This window comes from Shewanella sp. SR44-4 (assembly GCF_014163715.1).
Taxonomy (GTDB): Bacteria; Pseudomonadota; Gammaproteobacteria; order Enterobacterales; family Shewanellaceae; genus Shewanella.
In genome coordinates this window covers 58,927-75,070 of record NZ_JACJDU010000009.1, presented here as the reverse complement: position 1 = coordinate 75,070, position 16,144 = coordinate 58,927, and the positions used below count along the sequence as shown (strand labels likewise).

16 protein-coding genes are annotated in these 16,144 nt (G+C 39.4%); 8 read left to right on the top strand and 8 right to left on the bottom strand.

The window, feature by feature from the left end; all coding sequences use genetic code 11:
• Positions 1-21: 21 nt before the first annotated feature.
• Positions 22-1,023, bottom strand: a complete 1,002-nt coding sequence (locus H5125_RS06520; RefSeq protein WP_182743818.1) for an AraC family transcriptional regulator — start codon at positions 1,021-1,023, stop codon at positions 22-24.
• Positions 1,024-1,256: 233 nt separating this feature from the next.
• Between H5125_RS06520 and H5125_RS06515 the strand changes: the two genes are divergently transcribed.
• The 5 genes from H5125_RS06515 (at position 1,257) to H5125_RS06495 (ending at position 6,470) form a co-directional block, all read left to right on the top strand.
• Positions 1,257-2,723, top strand: coding sequence for an NAD(P)/FAD-dependent oxidoreductase (locus H5125_RS06515; RefSeq protein WP_182743817.1), 1,467 nt, complete (start codon positions 1,257-1,259; stop codon positions 2,721-2,723).
• 86 nt (positions 2,724-2,809) lie between these two features.
• Positions 2,810-3,583: an SDR family oxidoreductase gene (locus H5125_RS06510; RefSeq protein ID WP_243756316.1), complete on the top strand. Its 774-nt coding sequence runs from the start codon at positions 2,810-2,812 to the stop codon at positions 3,581-3,583.
• Between the two features lie 45 nt (positions 3,584-3,628).
• The gene (locus H5125_RS06505) at positions 3,629-4,750 is read left to right on the top strand and encodes an alpha/beta hydrolase (protein WP_182743816.1); all 1,122 of its coding nucleotides are present in this window, start codon (positions 3,629-3,631) and stop codon (positions 4,748-4,750) included.
• Between the two features lie 196 nt (positions 4,751-4,946).
• Positions 4,947-5,225, top strand: a complete 279-nt coding sequence (locus H5125_RS06500; protein WP_011639067.1) for a hypothetical protein — start codon at positions 4,947-4,949, stop codon at positions 5,223-5,225.
• A 363-nt stretch (positions 5,226-5,588) separates the two neighbouring features.
• Positions 5,589-6,470, top strand: coding sequence for a hypothetical protein (locus H5125_RS06495; protein ID WP_182743815.1), 882 nt, complete (start codon positions 5,589-5,591; stop codon positions 6,468-6,470).
• A 143-nt stretch (positions 6,471-6,613) separates the two neighbouring features.
• On the opposite strand, the gene H5125_RS06490 is transcribed toward H5125_RS06495, so the two are convergent.
• A complete protein-coding gene (locus H5125_RS06490) occupies positions 6,614-7,366 on the bottom strand; it encodes a class I SAM-dependent methyltransferase (RefSeq protein WP_182743814.1) in 753 nt (250 codons plus the stop codon).
• Positions 7,367-7,586: 220 nt separating this feature from the next.
• Here H5125_RS06490 and H5125_RS06485 point away from each other — a divergent pair, with 220 nt between their 5' ends.
• Positions 7,587-8,057, top strand: a complete 471-nt coding sequence (locus H5125_RS06485; RefSeq protein ID WP_259395401.1) for a hypothetical protein — start codon at positions 7,587-7,589, stop codon at positions 8,055-8,057.
• A gap of 2 nt (positions 8,058-8,059) precedes the next feature.
• A complete protein-coding gene (locus H5125_RS06480; protein ID WP_102037642.1) occupies positions 8,060-8,569 on the top strand; it encodes a hypothetical protein in 510 nt (169 codons plus the stop codon).
• Between the two features lie 371 nt (positions 8,570-8,940).
• Here H5125_RS06480 and H5125_RS06475 read toward each other — a convergent pair whose 3' ends face one another.
• Complete coding sequence (locus H5125_RS06475) at positions 8,941-9,342, bottom strand: hypothetical protein (protein WP_182743812.1); 402 nt, start codon at positions 9,340-9,342, stop codon at positions 8,941-8,943.
• A gap of 313 nt (positions 9,343-9,655) precedes the next feature.
• On the opposite strand from H5125_RS06475, the gene H5125_RS06470 reads away from it, so the two are divergent.
• Positions 9,656-10,144, top strand: coding sequence for a TIGR00645 family protein (locus H5125_RS06470; RefSeq protein ID WP_162024000.1), 489 nt, complete (start codon positions 9,656-9,658; stop codon positions 10,142-10,144).
• Between the two features lie 169 nt (positions 10,145-10,313).
• On the opposite strand, the gene H5125_RS06465 is transcribed toward H5125_RS06470, so the two are convergent.
• The 5 genes from H5125_RS06465 to H5125_RS06445 all read right to left on the bottom strand — a co-directional run bounded on the left by H5125_RS06465 (position 10,314) and on the right by H5125_RS06445 (position 15,923).
• Complete coding sequence (locus tag H5125_RS06465) at positions 10,314-10,931, bottom strand: helix-turn-helix transcriptional regulator (protein ID WP_182743811.1); 618 nt, start codon at positions 10,929-10,931, stop codon at positions 10,314-10,316.
• Complete coding sequence (locus H5125_RS06460; RefSeq protein ID WP_182743810.1) at positions 10,928-12,301, bottom strand: type II toxin-antitoxin system HipA family toxin; 1,374 nt, start codon at positions 12,299-12,301, stop codon at positions 10,928-10,930. Before H5125_RS06460 ends, H5125_RS06465 begins: the two co-directional genes overlap by 4 nt.
• Positions 12,302-12,836: 535 nt before the next feature.
• On the bottom strand, positions 12,837-13,073 hold the full coding sequence (locus H5125_RS06455; RefSeq protein WP_162024003.1) for a helix-turn-helix domain-containing protein: 237 nt from the start codon (positions 13,071-13,073) through the stop codon (positions 12,837-12,839).
• Positions 13,074-13,485: 412 nt separating this feature from the next.
• Entirely contained in the window at positions 13,486-15,018 is a 1,533-nt protein-coding gene (locus H5125_RS06450; protein WP_182743809.1) for a hypothetical protein, read from the bottom strand.
• On the bottom strand, positions 15,018-15,923 hold the full coding sequence (locus tag H5125_RS06445) for an ABC transporter ATP-binding protein (protein ID WP_182743808.1): 906 nt from the start codon (positions 15,921-15,923) through the stop codon (positions 15,018-15,020). Before H5125_RS06445 ends, H5125_RS06450 begins: the two co-directional genes overlap by 1 nt.
• Positions 15,924-16,144: the final 221 nt, after the last annotated feature.

Here is a 16,144-nt window from a genome sequence, read left to right as displayed (position 1 = left end):
ATGTGTCACAGGTGACTATCGTTATTTTTTCGCCTGCTTTCGATACTGGCTTGGGGTCATATTTTTGCAGCGTTTAAAGCTGTGACTAAAATTAGCCCCATCACTAAAACCAAGGCGTTCGGCTATTTCATCAAGTTGCATCGGCGTTAATAATAACGCTTCGGCTATGCCAAAACGCACATCGTCACGCACCTGGCGCCAACTGGTTTGTTCTAGTGTTAGTTGACGATGTAAAGTGCGAGTCGTTCGAGCCAAATGCTGGGCGATATCTTCCATTGATGCTGCTAAGCCTAAGTGTACTAAGGTGTCTTTGACCAATTTAGCAACAGGTTTCCAGTTTTGCTTTTGTTGCAGTAGCTGGTTGCATTGCGCCTCACATAATCTGGCGGTGGCTTCATTGGCTTTTAATAATGGCAGATCTAATAGCGGTGCTAATCCAGTAAAACCGTTATAACTAGCATTGAATTGGATCTCAGCACCCAGTTTTTGCTTTATACCTTCGAGTGACAAGCCTGCGGGCTGAGGCGACGTAAACTGCAATTTTATCGGTAAGTCGTTACTTTCAAATACTTCTCGTTGGATCATCGCAGCGCCCAACATGTCTCTAACTAACACCAGCTCGCCTAACTCTCCAGGAATGTCACATGAGAACCTTAGAGATAAATCGTCTTTAAGCTCAGTTAATGTTATTTGTGAAAAAACATAGGTTAAATCTAGATAACGTAAGCCTAATTCAATCGCCTTTCTCGCAGTGCTGCTCGCCAATAGAGCATAACCCATGATGCCATAACTGGTCAGGTGATAACGGCAACCTAACTCCATTCCAACCTTGAATGGGCATGAAGTATTGAGCATGAGGTTATTTAACACCTGTAATTCTTGTTTTCCTTCAACCAGTTGCTCGTGGTCGGTTAATTGGCCCCCCGTCAAACCAGACCCTTGCAGCAGTTTATCTTGCTCAATGCCCAGCTCAATGCCATAGGACACAATAATTTGCACACTGGTAATACTGCGAAATGTCATAACTGAGGGCTACCATGTCTTAAAATCACAAATATACGTCCCTTTAGCGCGTAGATCAATGAACAATAGTTTCCTATGCTGGATAGATAATACAATTTATTAACAACATTTGAATGAACCGTTATCGAATAATTAATGCTCAACGTAACAAGTAAAAATAGCGATGACGAATAACAAAAGCTAACAACAACCAAGCACGTTAATAAATAACCATAACAATAATAGAGGGCATCATGACCCAAGTTAAACGAAATCCTACTGTGGTGATCATTGGTGCAGGTATGACGGGCATCTTAATGGACATTAAACTGCGCCAAGCTGGCATCACCGATATTGTAGTACTGGAGAAAAAAGACTGCGTGGGCGGAACGTGGCGAGAAAACACCTACCCTGGAGCTGCCTGTGATGTACCTGCTCACATGTATACCTATTCATTTGAACCTAATCCAAATTGGAGTCGTTTTTTTGCCCATGGACCAGAGATTAAACAATATTTTGAGCACGTAGCAGATAAATATGATGTTAAACGAGGCATTCACTTTAACGAAGCCGTTACCGATGCACAATATGCCAATGGCAAATGGACGGTAAAAACCAGCCAACAGCAAACCTACATCGCTGATTTTATTGTGTGCGCCACCGGCATTTTGCATCATCCACAATTTCCAGACATTCCCGGATTAAAAGATTTTAAAGGTACAACATTCCATACCGCCCAATGGAATCACAATGTAGACATATCCGCCTCTACCCGTGTTGGAGTTATCGGTACTGGGTCAACGGCCGCACAGGCCATACCCGAATTGATTAAAACCGGAGCTAAGGTTTCAGTTTTTCAGCGCACACCACAATGGCTAATGCATCTGCCCGATTTTACCTTTTCAAAAACCAACAGAAAGTTAATGGCTCGCTTTCCTATCATCACCAAAATTCATCGCAATATGGGCAAGTTTTTTCTAGAACATTTTTTTACCAAAGCAGTCACGGGACACTTTATCCAAAAGCATGCGTTAAATTTTTTGTGTAAAGCCAACTTACGATTAAGCATTAAAGACAAAACCTTACGCGAAAAGCTACGACCTCATTATCAAGTAGGCTGCAAACGGGTCATTATCAACACCACCTTTTATAAAGGCATTCAAAAACCCAATGCTGAGTTAATAACAGAAGGTATTGAGCGCATAACTGAAACAGGCATTATCACTAAAGACGGTAAACACCATGAGCTAGACGTATTGGTGTTATCGACCGGTTTTAATGCATTTAATTTTATGCGCCCCATGAATCTCATTGGGCGTAACAATTTGCACATTGATAAAGCCTGGGCTCATAAAATCAAAGCATATCGATCAATGTTACTCAGCGACTACCCTAACTTTTTTTTAATGCTCGGCCCCAACACACCTATTGGTAACTTCTCCGTTATCGCCATGAGCGAAGTGCAAACTGACTACGTTATTAAACTGATCGATAAATGGCGTGAGCATGAATTTGATGAGTTTGAAGCCAAGCAACAAGCCATTGACGACTTTAATGCCTACGTAAAGGAAGGGTTAAAAGACACTAGCTGGGTTGGAGGATGCCAAAGTTGGTATTTAGATGCCGATGGCGACCCAATTTTATGGCCCTACACTTGGCAGCGATGGGTTGATGAAATGAAACAGCCGCAGATGGAACACCTTAATACCCGATCATTTTAGTTGGCTTAGCCACCTTTTCACCCTTGCATATCCACCCGTATTGATTCACTCGTGCTGATTGACTCATACTAGAAACAACCAGGTTTATGATGAATAAAAATACTATATTTATTACCGGCGCAGCTTCCGGCATTGGCTTAGCGACGGCAAAACACTTTCACAAAAAGGGCTACTGGGTCGGTATGGCCGACATCAATTTGGCGCAATTAACACAAGCCACCGATATATGGGATAGAACTCGAATAAGGTTGTTTCAACTGGATGTCAGTGATTTTTCACAAGTACAACACGCTATGGCTAAATTTTGTGCTGAACATAATAACTGCCTGGCCATATTAATTAATAATGCCGGCATATTGAACATAGGCTCCTTTGAAGAAATCCCTATCGAACAACATCAGCGCACATTAAGTGTCAATGTCATTGGAGTAATGAACCTATGCCATGCTGCATGGCCCTATTTAAAAAATTCCGGCACAAGTACTATTATCAATATGTCATCAGCCAGCAGCGATTATGGTGTACCAGAATTAGCCAGCTATTCGGCCAGTAAGTTTGCCGTAAAAGCCCTTACCGAGGCGCTGGAACTTGAGTGGAAAAAGTACGGCATCAGCGTATGCGATGTTATGCCACCTTTTGTGGCAACCAATATGCTGAAGGCACAGAAAAACAGCGCCAAAGTCATGCAACGACTCGGCGTGAATATCACTGCTGAACACGTAGTCGCAGTGATAGATAAACAAGTGAAACAGCCTAAAACCCATAGAACAGTCAGTGTTGTTTATGGTCTATTGCATAGATTAAGTAACGTATCACCGGCATTTATCAATCGCCTAGCGATGAAGTGGCTAAGTCGATAAAACATGCGGTTCTAATCAGTTAACAATAATAACAAGGCTATAAAAATGGATAACGTTAATAAGCCAACACCATTGTCACAAGATAAATCATCATCTGACAAGCCGTCGCAAAACGAACTACCACAAGACGAACCGCTACAAGGCAAACGTCTACAAGCGCCCAAGCTTGAAGCGAAACAATTAATGGTCGCCAAGTGGTTGTCATTAGCGCCGTTATACAAGTTACCAGTCACATTATTCAGATATGTATTTCTAGCGATGGACCGAGTACTTGGGCTGACTAAAATTGAAATGGATAAGGTGATTAATTTAACGGTTCCGGTGAGTACTGGCACTCCTTTTATGGGCACTATTCCTTTGAACGAACATAGCGCCAGCGATAGCAGCCATACCATAGCTAACAGAATAAACCTTCGCATCTACCATCCTAGCGCCACCAAGCCTCAAAAAACCTTAGTGTACTTTCACGGTGGCGGCGGCGTTATTGGCAGTATTAACACTCATGACCACTTTTGCCGCTATCTGGCGAAACATGGCAACATGAACATTATCTCAGTCGATTATCGACTGGCTCCAGAACATAAATTCCCCATCCCGATTTGTGATGCTATCGAAGCGTGGAACTATATCAATGCCAACCATCAACAACTTAATATTAATCCACAGCACGTAGGCGTGGGTGGTGACAGCGCAGGCGGATATCTAGCGTGTATCATCGGTTTACATTCACTGCAAACATCACTACCAGTACAGGCAAAAGTAACACCCGCATTTCAGTTTTTGATCTACCCAATGGTAGATTTACAAGGCTTAACCGAGTCTTATCGCCGTTTCAATAAACAGTTAATACTCACCCGCGATTTAATGGATTATTTCAGGTTAAAATATTTACACTCTCTCGACGAAGTCACTCTGCCATTAGTGAGTCCACTACAAGCAGCAGACATTAGCGAATCGCCAAAAAGCTACATCTTAACCCTTGGGTTCGATCCATTAAGGGACGATGGCATTGCATATGCCCAGCGCCTAAAAGCGGCAGGCATCAATACACAACATCAGCATTTTGATGATTGCATGCATGGCTTTATTTCAATCACAAAACTCAGCCCGCGCGCCAAACAAGCCACTCATAACATCGCAATGGCATTAAACAGCTTTAATGAATGATCGTTATAGGTAACTGACAGCAAAACCGACTCTAGAAATCGCCAACAGATGATAAAGTTTACTCAGACGCCATGTATTACAGGCTAACAAGCCAACTTATGCTAAAATGCGCCGATCAGCTTTATGAATGTGCAATTCTCATTTGTTTGACTGAGCGTAGTGAACCCTACCGTGATTAACTAATGAGGATACACCAATGAGTAAGTTAAATGCCGAAGAGCGTAAAGCTCGAGATAACGATCGTTTTTCAAAACGAGTGGATGAACGCAGAGTAAAAGGCGAAGATGTCGTTGCGTATGCACTTGCCAATGAAAAAGCGTTTAAGTTTCTGACCAAAGATGAGAAACACAGTCTTAAAGAAAGACAAGCGGCACTTGTAGAAGAAGTCAGTATTAAAAAACAGCAACAAGTTGAGCTTAAAAATCAGCAAGAATTAGACAAGGTTCAAGCTGAATTTACTGATACCGCACAGTAAAACCTCATCAACAGCCATTGTTAATGATGATGGCTGACCACATTCAAATACCGATTTTTATACATTCTAGCCTATAAAAATCGGTATTTGAAAGCTGGTGAAGCTTGCTAGCAAACAGGCTTGCAGCCATAAAACACTACAGCATTTAATCCTAAATTCACTTCAAGAAGCATTTTAAATGGCACAAATCTTGTTAACTAAATAGCAATTTGCTTATCTTGAACGAGTTGTAAAAATATATTCCCCCTTCTTTATCCATTCCAAATCATTATTAAAAAGCTTAATCTGTCCACTGACTCTGACCGACAGCTCCCATTGTTTGCTTTATTATAGTTATACTTTAGATAAATCAGGATTTTGTAGATGAAATGGATGTTATTTAAGCTTTGTATCGCGCTGCTCGCGTGTGGATTATCTACAAATGTTTTTGCAAGCGTTAAGACATTGGCTTGTAACGATTGTTCAGAATTATCTATGAGTCAAACTGCCCTAAAAGAGGCTGTAGAGTTTACGCTGCCTTACATCATCGTGGTTGATATTAAAAATAAGGTAGCTCAAAAATATCGAGTTGAACAAAATAATCATACCAAACCAATTTTGCATCCAATCGACATGTCGACTATTGAACAGCGCGAAGTGAATTTATTTTATTCATATACAGATGAATTAGTCAGTACCATCAAAAAAGCTGAACAGAAAAATCAATTACAACCGGCTAGGACTCTGCCTACATCAATCGCTAAAATGCCTATAGCTTATACAGACAAGCACCTTGTTTATGCCGGTCATATTGACGGTAATGGCAGTATTTATGACTTCCTACAAGCAAGCTATTTACGAAATGATCTGCATGATGTTTATTTCAAAGAGCACATTCCAGCGTTAAAAGCGGCAAATCCCATGGCATTAAAGGCAATAAAAATCCCTAGCATGAATGATTTGGGTGTGTTCTTAACGATTGATTTCAATTCAACCGAGGAATTTAATCAACCACAAAATAGCTTCTTGAATGTATCGCTTGATATTGTCTCTAGTTCGTTTTTCATTCAAGGTGGACGAGATGGTTTTAACAACTCAATACCCATGACAATCAAGTCTGCGACAGGTGTTTTTTATTTTGCTGATATGGGTGAAAAAGATAAGTTTGAAGCATATATCCGGACACTTGCCAACAGCGATTGTGCCTTTTCTGTGTCCGAAAATCAGGTTGATGATAAATACATTTATCAGTATATCTGTCACTAACACATCATTTTAACAACAACGTTATGCTAAAAATGACGGGGCGAAACACCATAAGGTTCTCACCCATCAAACGCAATATCAGAGCTTAACAAAACTGGATATGGCTTATAAGCATTACCGAAAATAATAGCTAAAAACCTTAACTAATCAATCTCACGTTTCGTACACACAAACAAGGCATTGCCGGAAGCCAAATCCCAAGGGATGATTTTGTCGTAATCGTGTTCAAATATTTGAATATCAAAATACGGACTTAATAATGCTTCGAGTTCAGTAAAACTGGTGGCGACCATCGCATGAGAATCTTGCCATAACTGCGTCGAATCAAACTGGGTTTTGCCAATGCTTAGATTGAGCGATTGCATCTCACCTTCACCGCTGTAATGCCAACCAGATTCAAACACAAACTGACTATCTTCAAATTCGGCACTGTGTCTCACTAACGCCTTGTTATTGATTTTATGTTTATCAACGCTGTTAAAACAAAACAAGCCACCGGTATTTAATGCTTTATGCACACTCGCAATACAGGCTTTAAGCGCCTCGATACCTGGAGAATAGTGAATGGAGTACAAAAAGCAGGTAATAAGATCGAGTTTTTCTTCAACATAAAACTCAGTCATATTTTGCAAACTAAACTGCGCTTCAGGACAACGACGCATCGCAATATCGAGCATGGGTTGATTGATATCCAGACCACTGCTTTGAAACCCTAAATCGATGAAATGCCTTACATGCGGCCCAGTGCCACAGGCTAAATCTAAATGTTGTTTACCGCTGTTACCTAAAAAATGATGCAAGCGCACTATGCTATTGCTTTGCTGCTGATAGTTAATGTCACAGCACATTAAATCGTAATAACCGGACAAATCGGTATAAAGGGCATTGGTAGACATATAAAGGGATCGGCGACATAGGCAAATTTAGGGTGGCGCATCATATATCAAATCGCACGATTGAGAAATAAGGAATCGCTAAACCTAGAAGCAAGCTTATACACAGTGACTTTGTTCGACAGGATTAAATACATCCTTTGTAATAATGGTTTAACAACACCTAAGTTGTTAAAATTTTAATTTTATACGGAAGTTTTGAATTATATGGAGATAGATGATCATGAATAAAAGTGTACACCTTAAACAGTTTGATAATGACGAGCTTCTTTTTGATGAAAATGAAACAGTCATTATTCTAAAGTTTATATTTATGAATCAACATGAATTGATCGATGAATTGATTATTACCGATGCTGTGCGCGGTTTTGCTCAAGGATTGTTACTGGAAGCTGTAGACTCCTCATATGCAATGGGGTTTATTGATGCTTTATTTGGGTCATTGATGAATCCTACCGCTGGAGTTAAAAAAGTGCTTGTTAAGTTTGGAAGAAAGTCACTCAAACATTGGTTTAGCCATGCATCAACTAACGACTTAATGCGTATTCAAATTTACGACATAGTTCGTAATCAGCTATCAATTAGTTTTTTAAGCGTATTAAAAATGCATGCTAACGGCGTCGCGAAGACGGATACTCCCCACTTTGGAATACTGGCTCTTCATGGTAATAATAATAAGATTGTATGGGGTTAAAAATGAAGGCTAAAACTTTATTCATTGGTATTGTGACACTTACTGTAGTTTATGCCATTGGTGCTAGTTACACATTATCGAACAGGAAGATTGAAGATGTCATTCTATGCGGTGCCGGTGAAGATGGTCTGTATATTCCTCATGCAGTTTGTCATACTTTTTTAATGAATTTTAGACTAATGAATTCTGACATCAAAGAGTTAGAATCGAGAGGAGGCATCGCAACCCTATTTGGGATTAGGAATGAAGATAAAAAGTACCTCTACTTAGACAGTTTTATTGAAAATGGGGCTTCGGTGAACGCACCGAGTACGATTAGTCGTCTACCACCACTTCATGCAGCGTTATTGCTTAATGATAGTAAACTAGTCAATTTTTTGATCCTTCGCGGCGCAGACCCTAAACAAAAAAATACCCAGTTCGACATGAATGCATATGACTTTGTTATTCATTTACAAGCGAAGAAACCTTCGATAGATCGAAGTGACATTTTGAAAGCTCTCTCTCACTAAAGCAACAACTTATAACCAGTGCACATACGAGTGAGGTCGGAATCAAATTTAAAAAATGACTATAAATACGATGAACTTAGTACACTCTACCAATACCCAAAAGCCTCGATACCATTAAATATCAAAGCTTTTTCATATTTAAATTTCAGGTTATTAATCCTAAATCAGCTTAGTCGTTCAAGCTAGTCATATATATAACGCAGGATAAATCATGTTAGGACAAGGTAATTTTCTACGACGTTTAGCTTGATAAAAAGAGCGCTAAAGCAATAGAGTTATCACCGATGCAGGCTAGATAAAAAGTAGACTCTCTCCACTGACTCCCTCACTTAATCTCTCGCTAGTCACAGATGGCGATCACGCTAAAATGACTAGCGTACCCACCGCATCAGCTCATTCGCATCTATCACCGCACGCTGTCTTTTAATTAGGCTTCCTGCTGAGTCAAAGAGGAATAGTTCAGTTACTCGTGCGTTATGCTTGGCGATAAACGCATCGCCCTCAGGCGTTGCTGTTCTAGCAAGCAGAAAGTACACGTTATCACCAAGATGAGACCGAGCTTCATTCATCTGCTCTGTTTGGGTGATACTTGAAACAAGGTTAGGATCATAAACAAATACTACCGCAGGTTTGCCCGTACCAATTTGTTCAAGATTAGACGTAAACCCCTTGGGCATCAGCATTAACAACAGCCCAAACAGCAATACTATGGATGCTATGACACTTATCGCAACCCAAGGCATTTTACGAGGCGCGTTGGCAGGTTTATCCATAATGACAGATCTCTCTTTTAAGTGTTGAAATACATACCCAAGCAAAACAGTATAATCAATAAACCTGAGGCTTAGATTAAAAACGTCTGGGATGAATAGACAATAGGTGATTTAGACGGCAATAACGTTTACTCTGCCCTCACTAAATATCTACCACTAAGAACATAATGCAATACACTGTGCATTATGCAAAGTGTACAGGCAACACATCATCACGTGTGCATGTCGGCGCAGTTAACGTTAATTTTGTTATTGTTTTAGAATGAGTGACTTGAGTTATTTTTACCTATTTTATCTGAAGGATTAATTTTTAATGGAAAAAGTGTTTGAAAGATTGATGTATGCATCACGCTGGATCATGGCGCCGATTTATTTGGGATTAAGCCTAATCTTATTCGCCTTAGGCATAAAGTTCTTTCAAGAGATCTTTCATATTATCCCCAATATTTTCTCGATAAAAGAAGTCGATTTGGTGCTAATCACCCTATCGTTAATCGACATCACTTTAGTCGGTGGTCTACTCATCATGGTGATGTTTTCAGGTTACGAAAACTTCGTCTCACAACTCGATGTGGGTGAAGGTAGTGAAAAACTCAACTGGCTTGGCAAGATGGACGCAGGCTCGCTAAAAAACAAAGTAGCAGCGTCTATTGTGGCGATTTCGTCTATTCACTTACTCAAAGTATTTATGAATGCCGAAAATATCGCTAACGACAAAATCATGTGGTATTTGCTCATCCACATTACCTTCGTGTTATCGGCCTTCGCCATGGGATATTTGGATAAGATTACCCGCAAATAATAGCAGATTTACGTCCTAGAAATAGCATAGACAACATCGTGGGGCAGAAACCTTACTCTGCCTCACTGATTTAGAATGAAACCCCAAACGAAGTGCATAAAATAGCCAGTTGGGAGATCCAACAAGCTTAATAAAAATCATCAACCTATTTTAGGAGCAAACATTTACCTTACTCGGGCAAATACCTAACAAAGTCACCATCATCTAGAACATTTTGCAATACCGTGGGTGAGATTGGGATCAAACCTACGTTTAAACCAAAAGGCTTAAACACTTTATTCAAAACCACAACGCTTGGGTTGCTTCTATTATTTTCTATATCAGAAAGCTTTTTACGAGAAACGTTAACTAACTTTGCATATTTTTCTTGGTTCAAACCGAGCACCTGTATGCGTAACTGAATTAAGGCATCTCCTTGTGTAATGTTAGAAAATAGTAATTTAGTTATAACATTATTAATAACTGCCCTACGTAACTTAGCATCCTTAATAGCCGTTTTCGTAGACGAACGTTGCCTAGTTTGAGTTTTATCACTAGATGTTACATCGCTTGCAAATGACTTACCTCTAGGAGCTCCCTCCAATCTAGGGAGCGGGCCTCTCTGAACAACAACGGGTTTTCCAGCATCTCCAACTTTCATATGGACAACGCTGTTATCAACTCGATTCGTTATAATTTGGTCGCTTCTAGTCTGTATACGTTCCCCCTCGCTGTTAAATTTCATATTGCTATCAGAATTATGTTTTTTTAAGAAGTTAACTGTATTCGTTAAATTTTTCTTTTTCATAATAATTCCCATTGTTTCAATTTTTCATCTAGAAAATCAAACCCAAATGTTGGCATATTCACTATTTGATCAGGAACACCACGATCGATTAGCCTTTGCTTTAAACCGACTAGTTGATGTGCTGTTGTCCTTAGTTCATTTATCAATAGTTCTGGATCAATTAAATCACTTAAGGAGTAGGCAATCTCAATAAAATTAAATTTACCACCAAGTTCAAGATCTGGAGCAGCCCATTTCGTTGTTCTTGGTATACCATCTGGATCAGCTTTCATAGGCGCAAAGTCATAAATGGGGGTTAACCTTATACCCTTGTCATCTTTATAGAATGAAGTATTTCGTCCGTGGTTATCGCTATTACCAAACGCAATATTTAATAAGTCACGGCGAACCCATTCAATAATAAATGCCTCAACATCAAAATGCAGGTGCTTCTCTTTGACTGTATTACTCTGAGTGATCAGGTCAACCAACTCACGTATTGTCTCACCATGATCTAGAATAGTAGCTGGCGGTTTTTTTAACATTGAGTACACAGATTCCATACCATAACGTTTGGTAGTCCCATCTACTTGAGTCTCTATATCGAACCTTGGCAACCAAAGTGAATGATAGTTTTCACCTTTTTCTAGTTTCATGTCTGCTACAGGTATAGTACTAAAACCCATAGCGGTTAACTCATGATAATAGTGGTATTCGGCAACTAATACCGCATCATTAACTCCCCTTCTATTCCCTCTTGGGAATTTAACGAGGTAATACATATCATCAATATTTGTATTGTCTTGATAGGTATCTATCCACACGACATCGTTTTTGCTACGTCTTAGTAGCAGTTTTGGGGCTTCTCCACCTGCTCCAGTAGCTCCACCAGCAGCGGCCCCCCGAGTTTGTGCGTAACTCAAAAAGTCTGCACCTCTACTTGCTACGTCTGAAACTTCAAAGTATTGATTAGGAACTCTATTAACTGCTTCTATAGATTCTTTGATACGCAAATTTCCAATGGGAGAAATAGTGCCATATGCTAGCAACACGAACTTTTGTTGATTGGCTGACATCCCATCTGTATCTATTTGAGTCAGCCAGTACTTTCGGCTTGAGCCACTAGGGATGATGTCGTCAATGAACTTCAACCAACCTTGTTGTCCATTGTCATCAAAATAAAATTCAACAGGGTGATTTATAGATACTGCATGGTGATCATCCGCAGAAAGATTAGCAATTATATAGTCAAGTTCATAATCGACTTCGGTAGCGTCAAATGTGTAATCAGCATTATTCGGGAATGTAATCTTCGCAATATCCTTCCATGAGTTATCAATGAAAGCTTGTACAGTTAGTTCATTTAAATTTTCAAGATTAATATCTTCCATTGAATACTCTTTTTCATACTTAATGAACACTATTGTACTCAAAAACATGTAAAATCTCAATAAAAGTAACTTATAGTACTCAATAATTGTTATCACCTTCAATTACTGAGTACTATAAGACTCATTTAGTTGTTTGTTCTTGTCGTTAATTTGGATAATTAGAAGATTGCTACGCTGATAGCTAATACGTCTTATAATACTCAAAAGCTATCGGGCCGGTTTATTATTGAGTTGTATAATACTCAGCAATGAGCCATAACACTACGTATTGAGCATTATATAACTCAATAATCGCATGTTTACATAACATCCTTTAAATGCTTGGCTGACTAAACTTAAATAAAACGCCAAACAACAAATTGAACGCTTATTTAAGAAAAATAAATTCGACCTAGACTTATGAATACGAGATAAATATCAGTCTTATCGGTCTTCGTCATTGGATATTTGGATAAAATTACCCGTAAATAACAATCCATCACAAAATAAAAAGCCCCGATACATAACAGCATCAGGGCTTTTTATTTACTATCGATTAGTACCACACTTTAGGATCAGCGTTATGATTCTGCGCGACATCAATACTAATCCCCAGACCATTAAGAATTTTAAACACTGTCGAGATATAAACATCATTACCTTTTTCGACACGAATTAACGTCTTTTTGGTCACGCCACACAGCATCGCCGCTACATCTTGAGTCAATGCCGCATTGTTTCTGGTTTCTTTAATGAGTAAGCCCAAGGATTGTTGATTGAGTGCAGATGCCATCACGTTAGTCCAAAGTATAAGTTATTACACTATTCGATTATTTAGTGATTTGCTGATTAAATGTAATCACTACAGACTGTGAAATTGACCCTAAGATTGATAGAAATCAATATAGATAACGACAAATTATGTAGTATTTACTCATCCACATCACATCTGTGTTATCGGCCTTCGCCATGGGATATCTGGATAAAATTACCCGTAAGTAATATCAGGCTCACTTGATGTAAATAGCAGGCATAAATAGTTGGGGAAAGTTAACTCTTCCCCACTTATTTTTAATAACTTTTTTGAAATAGACGACACAACCACAATCTACATTCGAGGTTTACACTCATTCCTGCGAATGGACTTAATTACTTTTTCATCATTTATCTAGCCACTATCCGGCTATTAAACTGATGTTGATATGCTAGCGGGTGCGTTTAGCACTAACGGTTAACATCAGCAGACCGATTGCAGTAGCAAAAAATAAATACGGTACACCCGCCTGCCAACTTGCTTGGCTATTCACACCAAAAAAATCGACATATAGTGCAGCTTGAATGGGCCCCATGTACCAAAGTGCCGGATAAAGCACTTCAAACATCCGTTTTGTTCCTGTAAAGGTGCCACAAAAATAGGCCAAAGATACAGTAAATGAAATAGCGATAATCAATTGAACCAGCAACAACCACTCAGCTCCTCCTGTAAAGCGCAGCACACTTCCCATACTTGCTAAGCCTAATAACATCCATGCCGCTGAATAACTGGCTAAGCTTTGTAATATGGGGGATTGTTTGCTGTAAGTCATCAGCTCTACCGTATTCGATTGTTTTTCTAATTGGCCTAACTGAGAAATCACTAACACGCACCACAACCATGAAATGGGTAAAAAAATGCTGAGAAGTAAATCCTGGCTGATAAACAACTGAATACCATTCAACACCAGCAAACCGATAAACCAATATACCGAATGGCCTTTGAGTATTAATTTTAGCTCTAATCTTAATAAACGAGTAAAAGCGAAATGCTGAGTTAACGTGACAAAAAAACTATCCAGTAGGCTAACCACTTTGGTTTTTAATGTGAAATTCATCCATAAATCTGGTTTGTTTTCAGATAGTGAGTGTGCGCTAAAACGGTCAAAAAAGATAAATGCTAACACTAAACAACCAAGACAAATAAGAAGCAAAGGCAGCGCTCCCCAAAGGTGCATTATCGTCGGCTCTATTCCTTGCCAAACAAAGGTATTTATTTCGCGTGTTTCATCACTGATATTTATGCCTATATTAGTATTACCTTGCTGTAGCGGAAAGCGCTCTGCGACTTCTGCATCTAAATGGTCGACTAATGCTCCGATCCCAGACACGCTTTCAATGGTTTGAACAATGGAACCAATCCATAAGAAAAAATAAACGACGTTGCCTAACCCGCCTCTAAGCCACTTAATTGACTCAAACATTATCGCGATAGCGGCAATAGCCAATAGCATTGGCAATACAAAAACGAATTGTGGCCATGCTAACGCCCAAAGATCGATTTGATAACTTTCACCATAATAAAGCTGGATCCCAATACTACTCAGCAACATAACCAGCACAATAGAAACCAGAATAAATACACTTGTGCACCACTTGGCTAATAAAAAAGTCAGTTTATTAATCGGGGTTGCTGCGATGAGTTCACAGGTCATTGATTGTCGGTCTAATTCAAGAGCATTTTTGACCAGATAGAAACAGATAAGAGGCAAAAACAACACGTTCAACATCGCGAGGCATATACCAAGCCAGGCGCTATTGTAGATACCACGATAACCATTAATCACTAGCGTTTGATAATGGGCATCAGGGGATGGGAAAAAAAGTAATGTTAATACCGACATCGCCAGAAGTGTTACTACAAAGCTTTGCTGGCGAGTTCGTTGTTTAAAATCAGCGACAATGCATTGCCAAACTTGATTCATTAACTTACCCTCGCATAGCCAATTTGAGCTTGTCGGTTACTGGTAAAATAAAGGTAAGCATCTTCTAAGGATGGAGTTCTTGAAATGGCTCTTTCATCGGGGCAATTGTCAGCAATAATGTTGAGTTCAACCATGGTGTCTTTACGCACACTATGGCTAACAATAAACTCATGCTGAATTTGCTTTAGTTCACTGAAATTTGCGGTGAGTTGCCAGCATTTATTAGCGATCTTATCTTGAAGTGCACGTGGTGATTCTGATTGAATTAAACTCCCTGAGTGCATAATCGCAATACGGTCTGCAATGGATTCAACATCGGCCACTATATGCGTAGAGAATATAATGCACCGCTCACCTGCCAACTCGGTTAATAACTGGCGAAAATTAGCACGCTCTTGTGGGTCAAGGCCAACGGTGGGTTCGTCAATAATCAGCAATTTGGGATCATTAAGTAAAGCCTGTGCAATACCAATTCGTTGTTTCATGCCGCCAGAATAGCCTTTCAATGGCATATGCGCAGCGTGCGTTAGGTTGAGTTTATGAAGTAAATCGTCGATGGTGTGATTTGCGGTTAATTTATCTAACCCTTTTAAGCTAGCCATGTAGTGCAGAAATTCGATGCCGGATAACTGATCATATACCCCAAAAGATTGTGGCAAATAACCCAGCTCTTTCCTCAATACTTGAGGTGACTTAATAATATCTTGCCCTTGCCAGAAGATATTCCCATGGGTTGGTTTTGTTATTGTTGCGAGAATACGCATCAAGCTAGATTTACCCGCACCATTAGGACCTAACAGCCCCAAAATCCCCGGCTCAACTTGCAGCGACAGCGATTTGATTGCAGGCTTAGCCTTTTTCCCACTTTGGTATTGATGACTAAGTGATTGAATATCCAATAACATTGTATTTCCCTATATAGATCAAGATGAAATAACAATGCAAATACAGCGCCAAAAATAATCTATTAAAATTCAACAGGTTAAACTTCACTCAATTAGAGTATTTACAAATAATGCTGAATTTAACTAACTATTGGTGAAATAAGTAAAGCTTTGAGCCCAATATCGTTCACATCGCATCCTAATCAGACTTAACGAAAAAAACCGTTACATATTAAGCATCC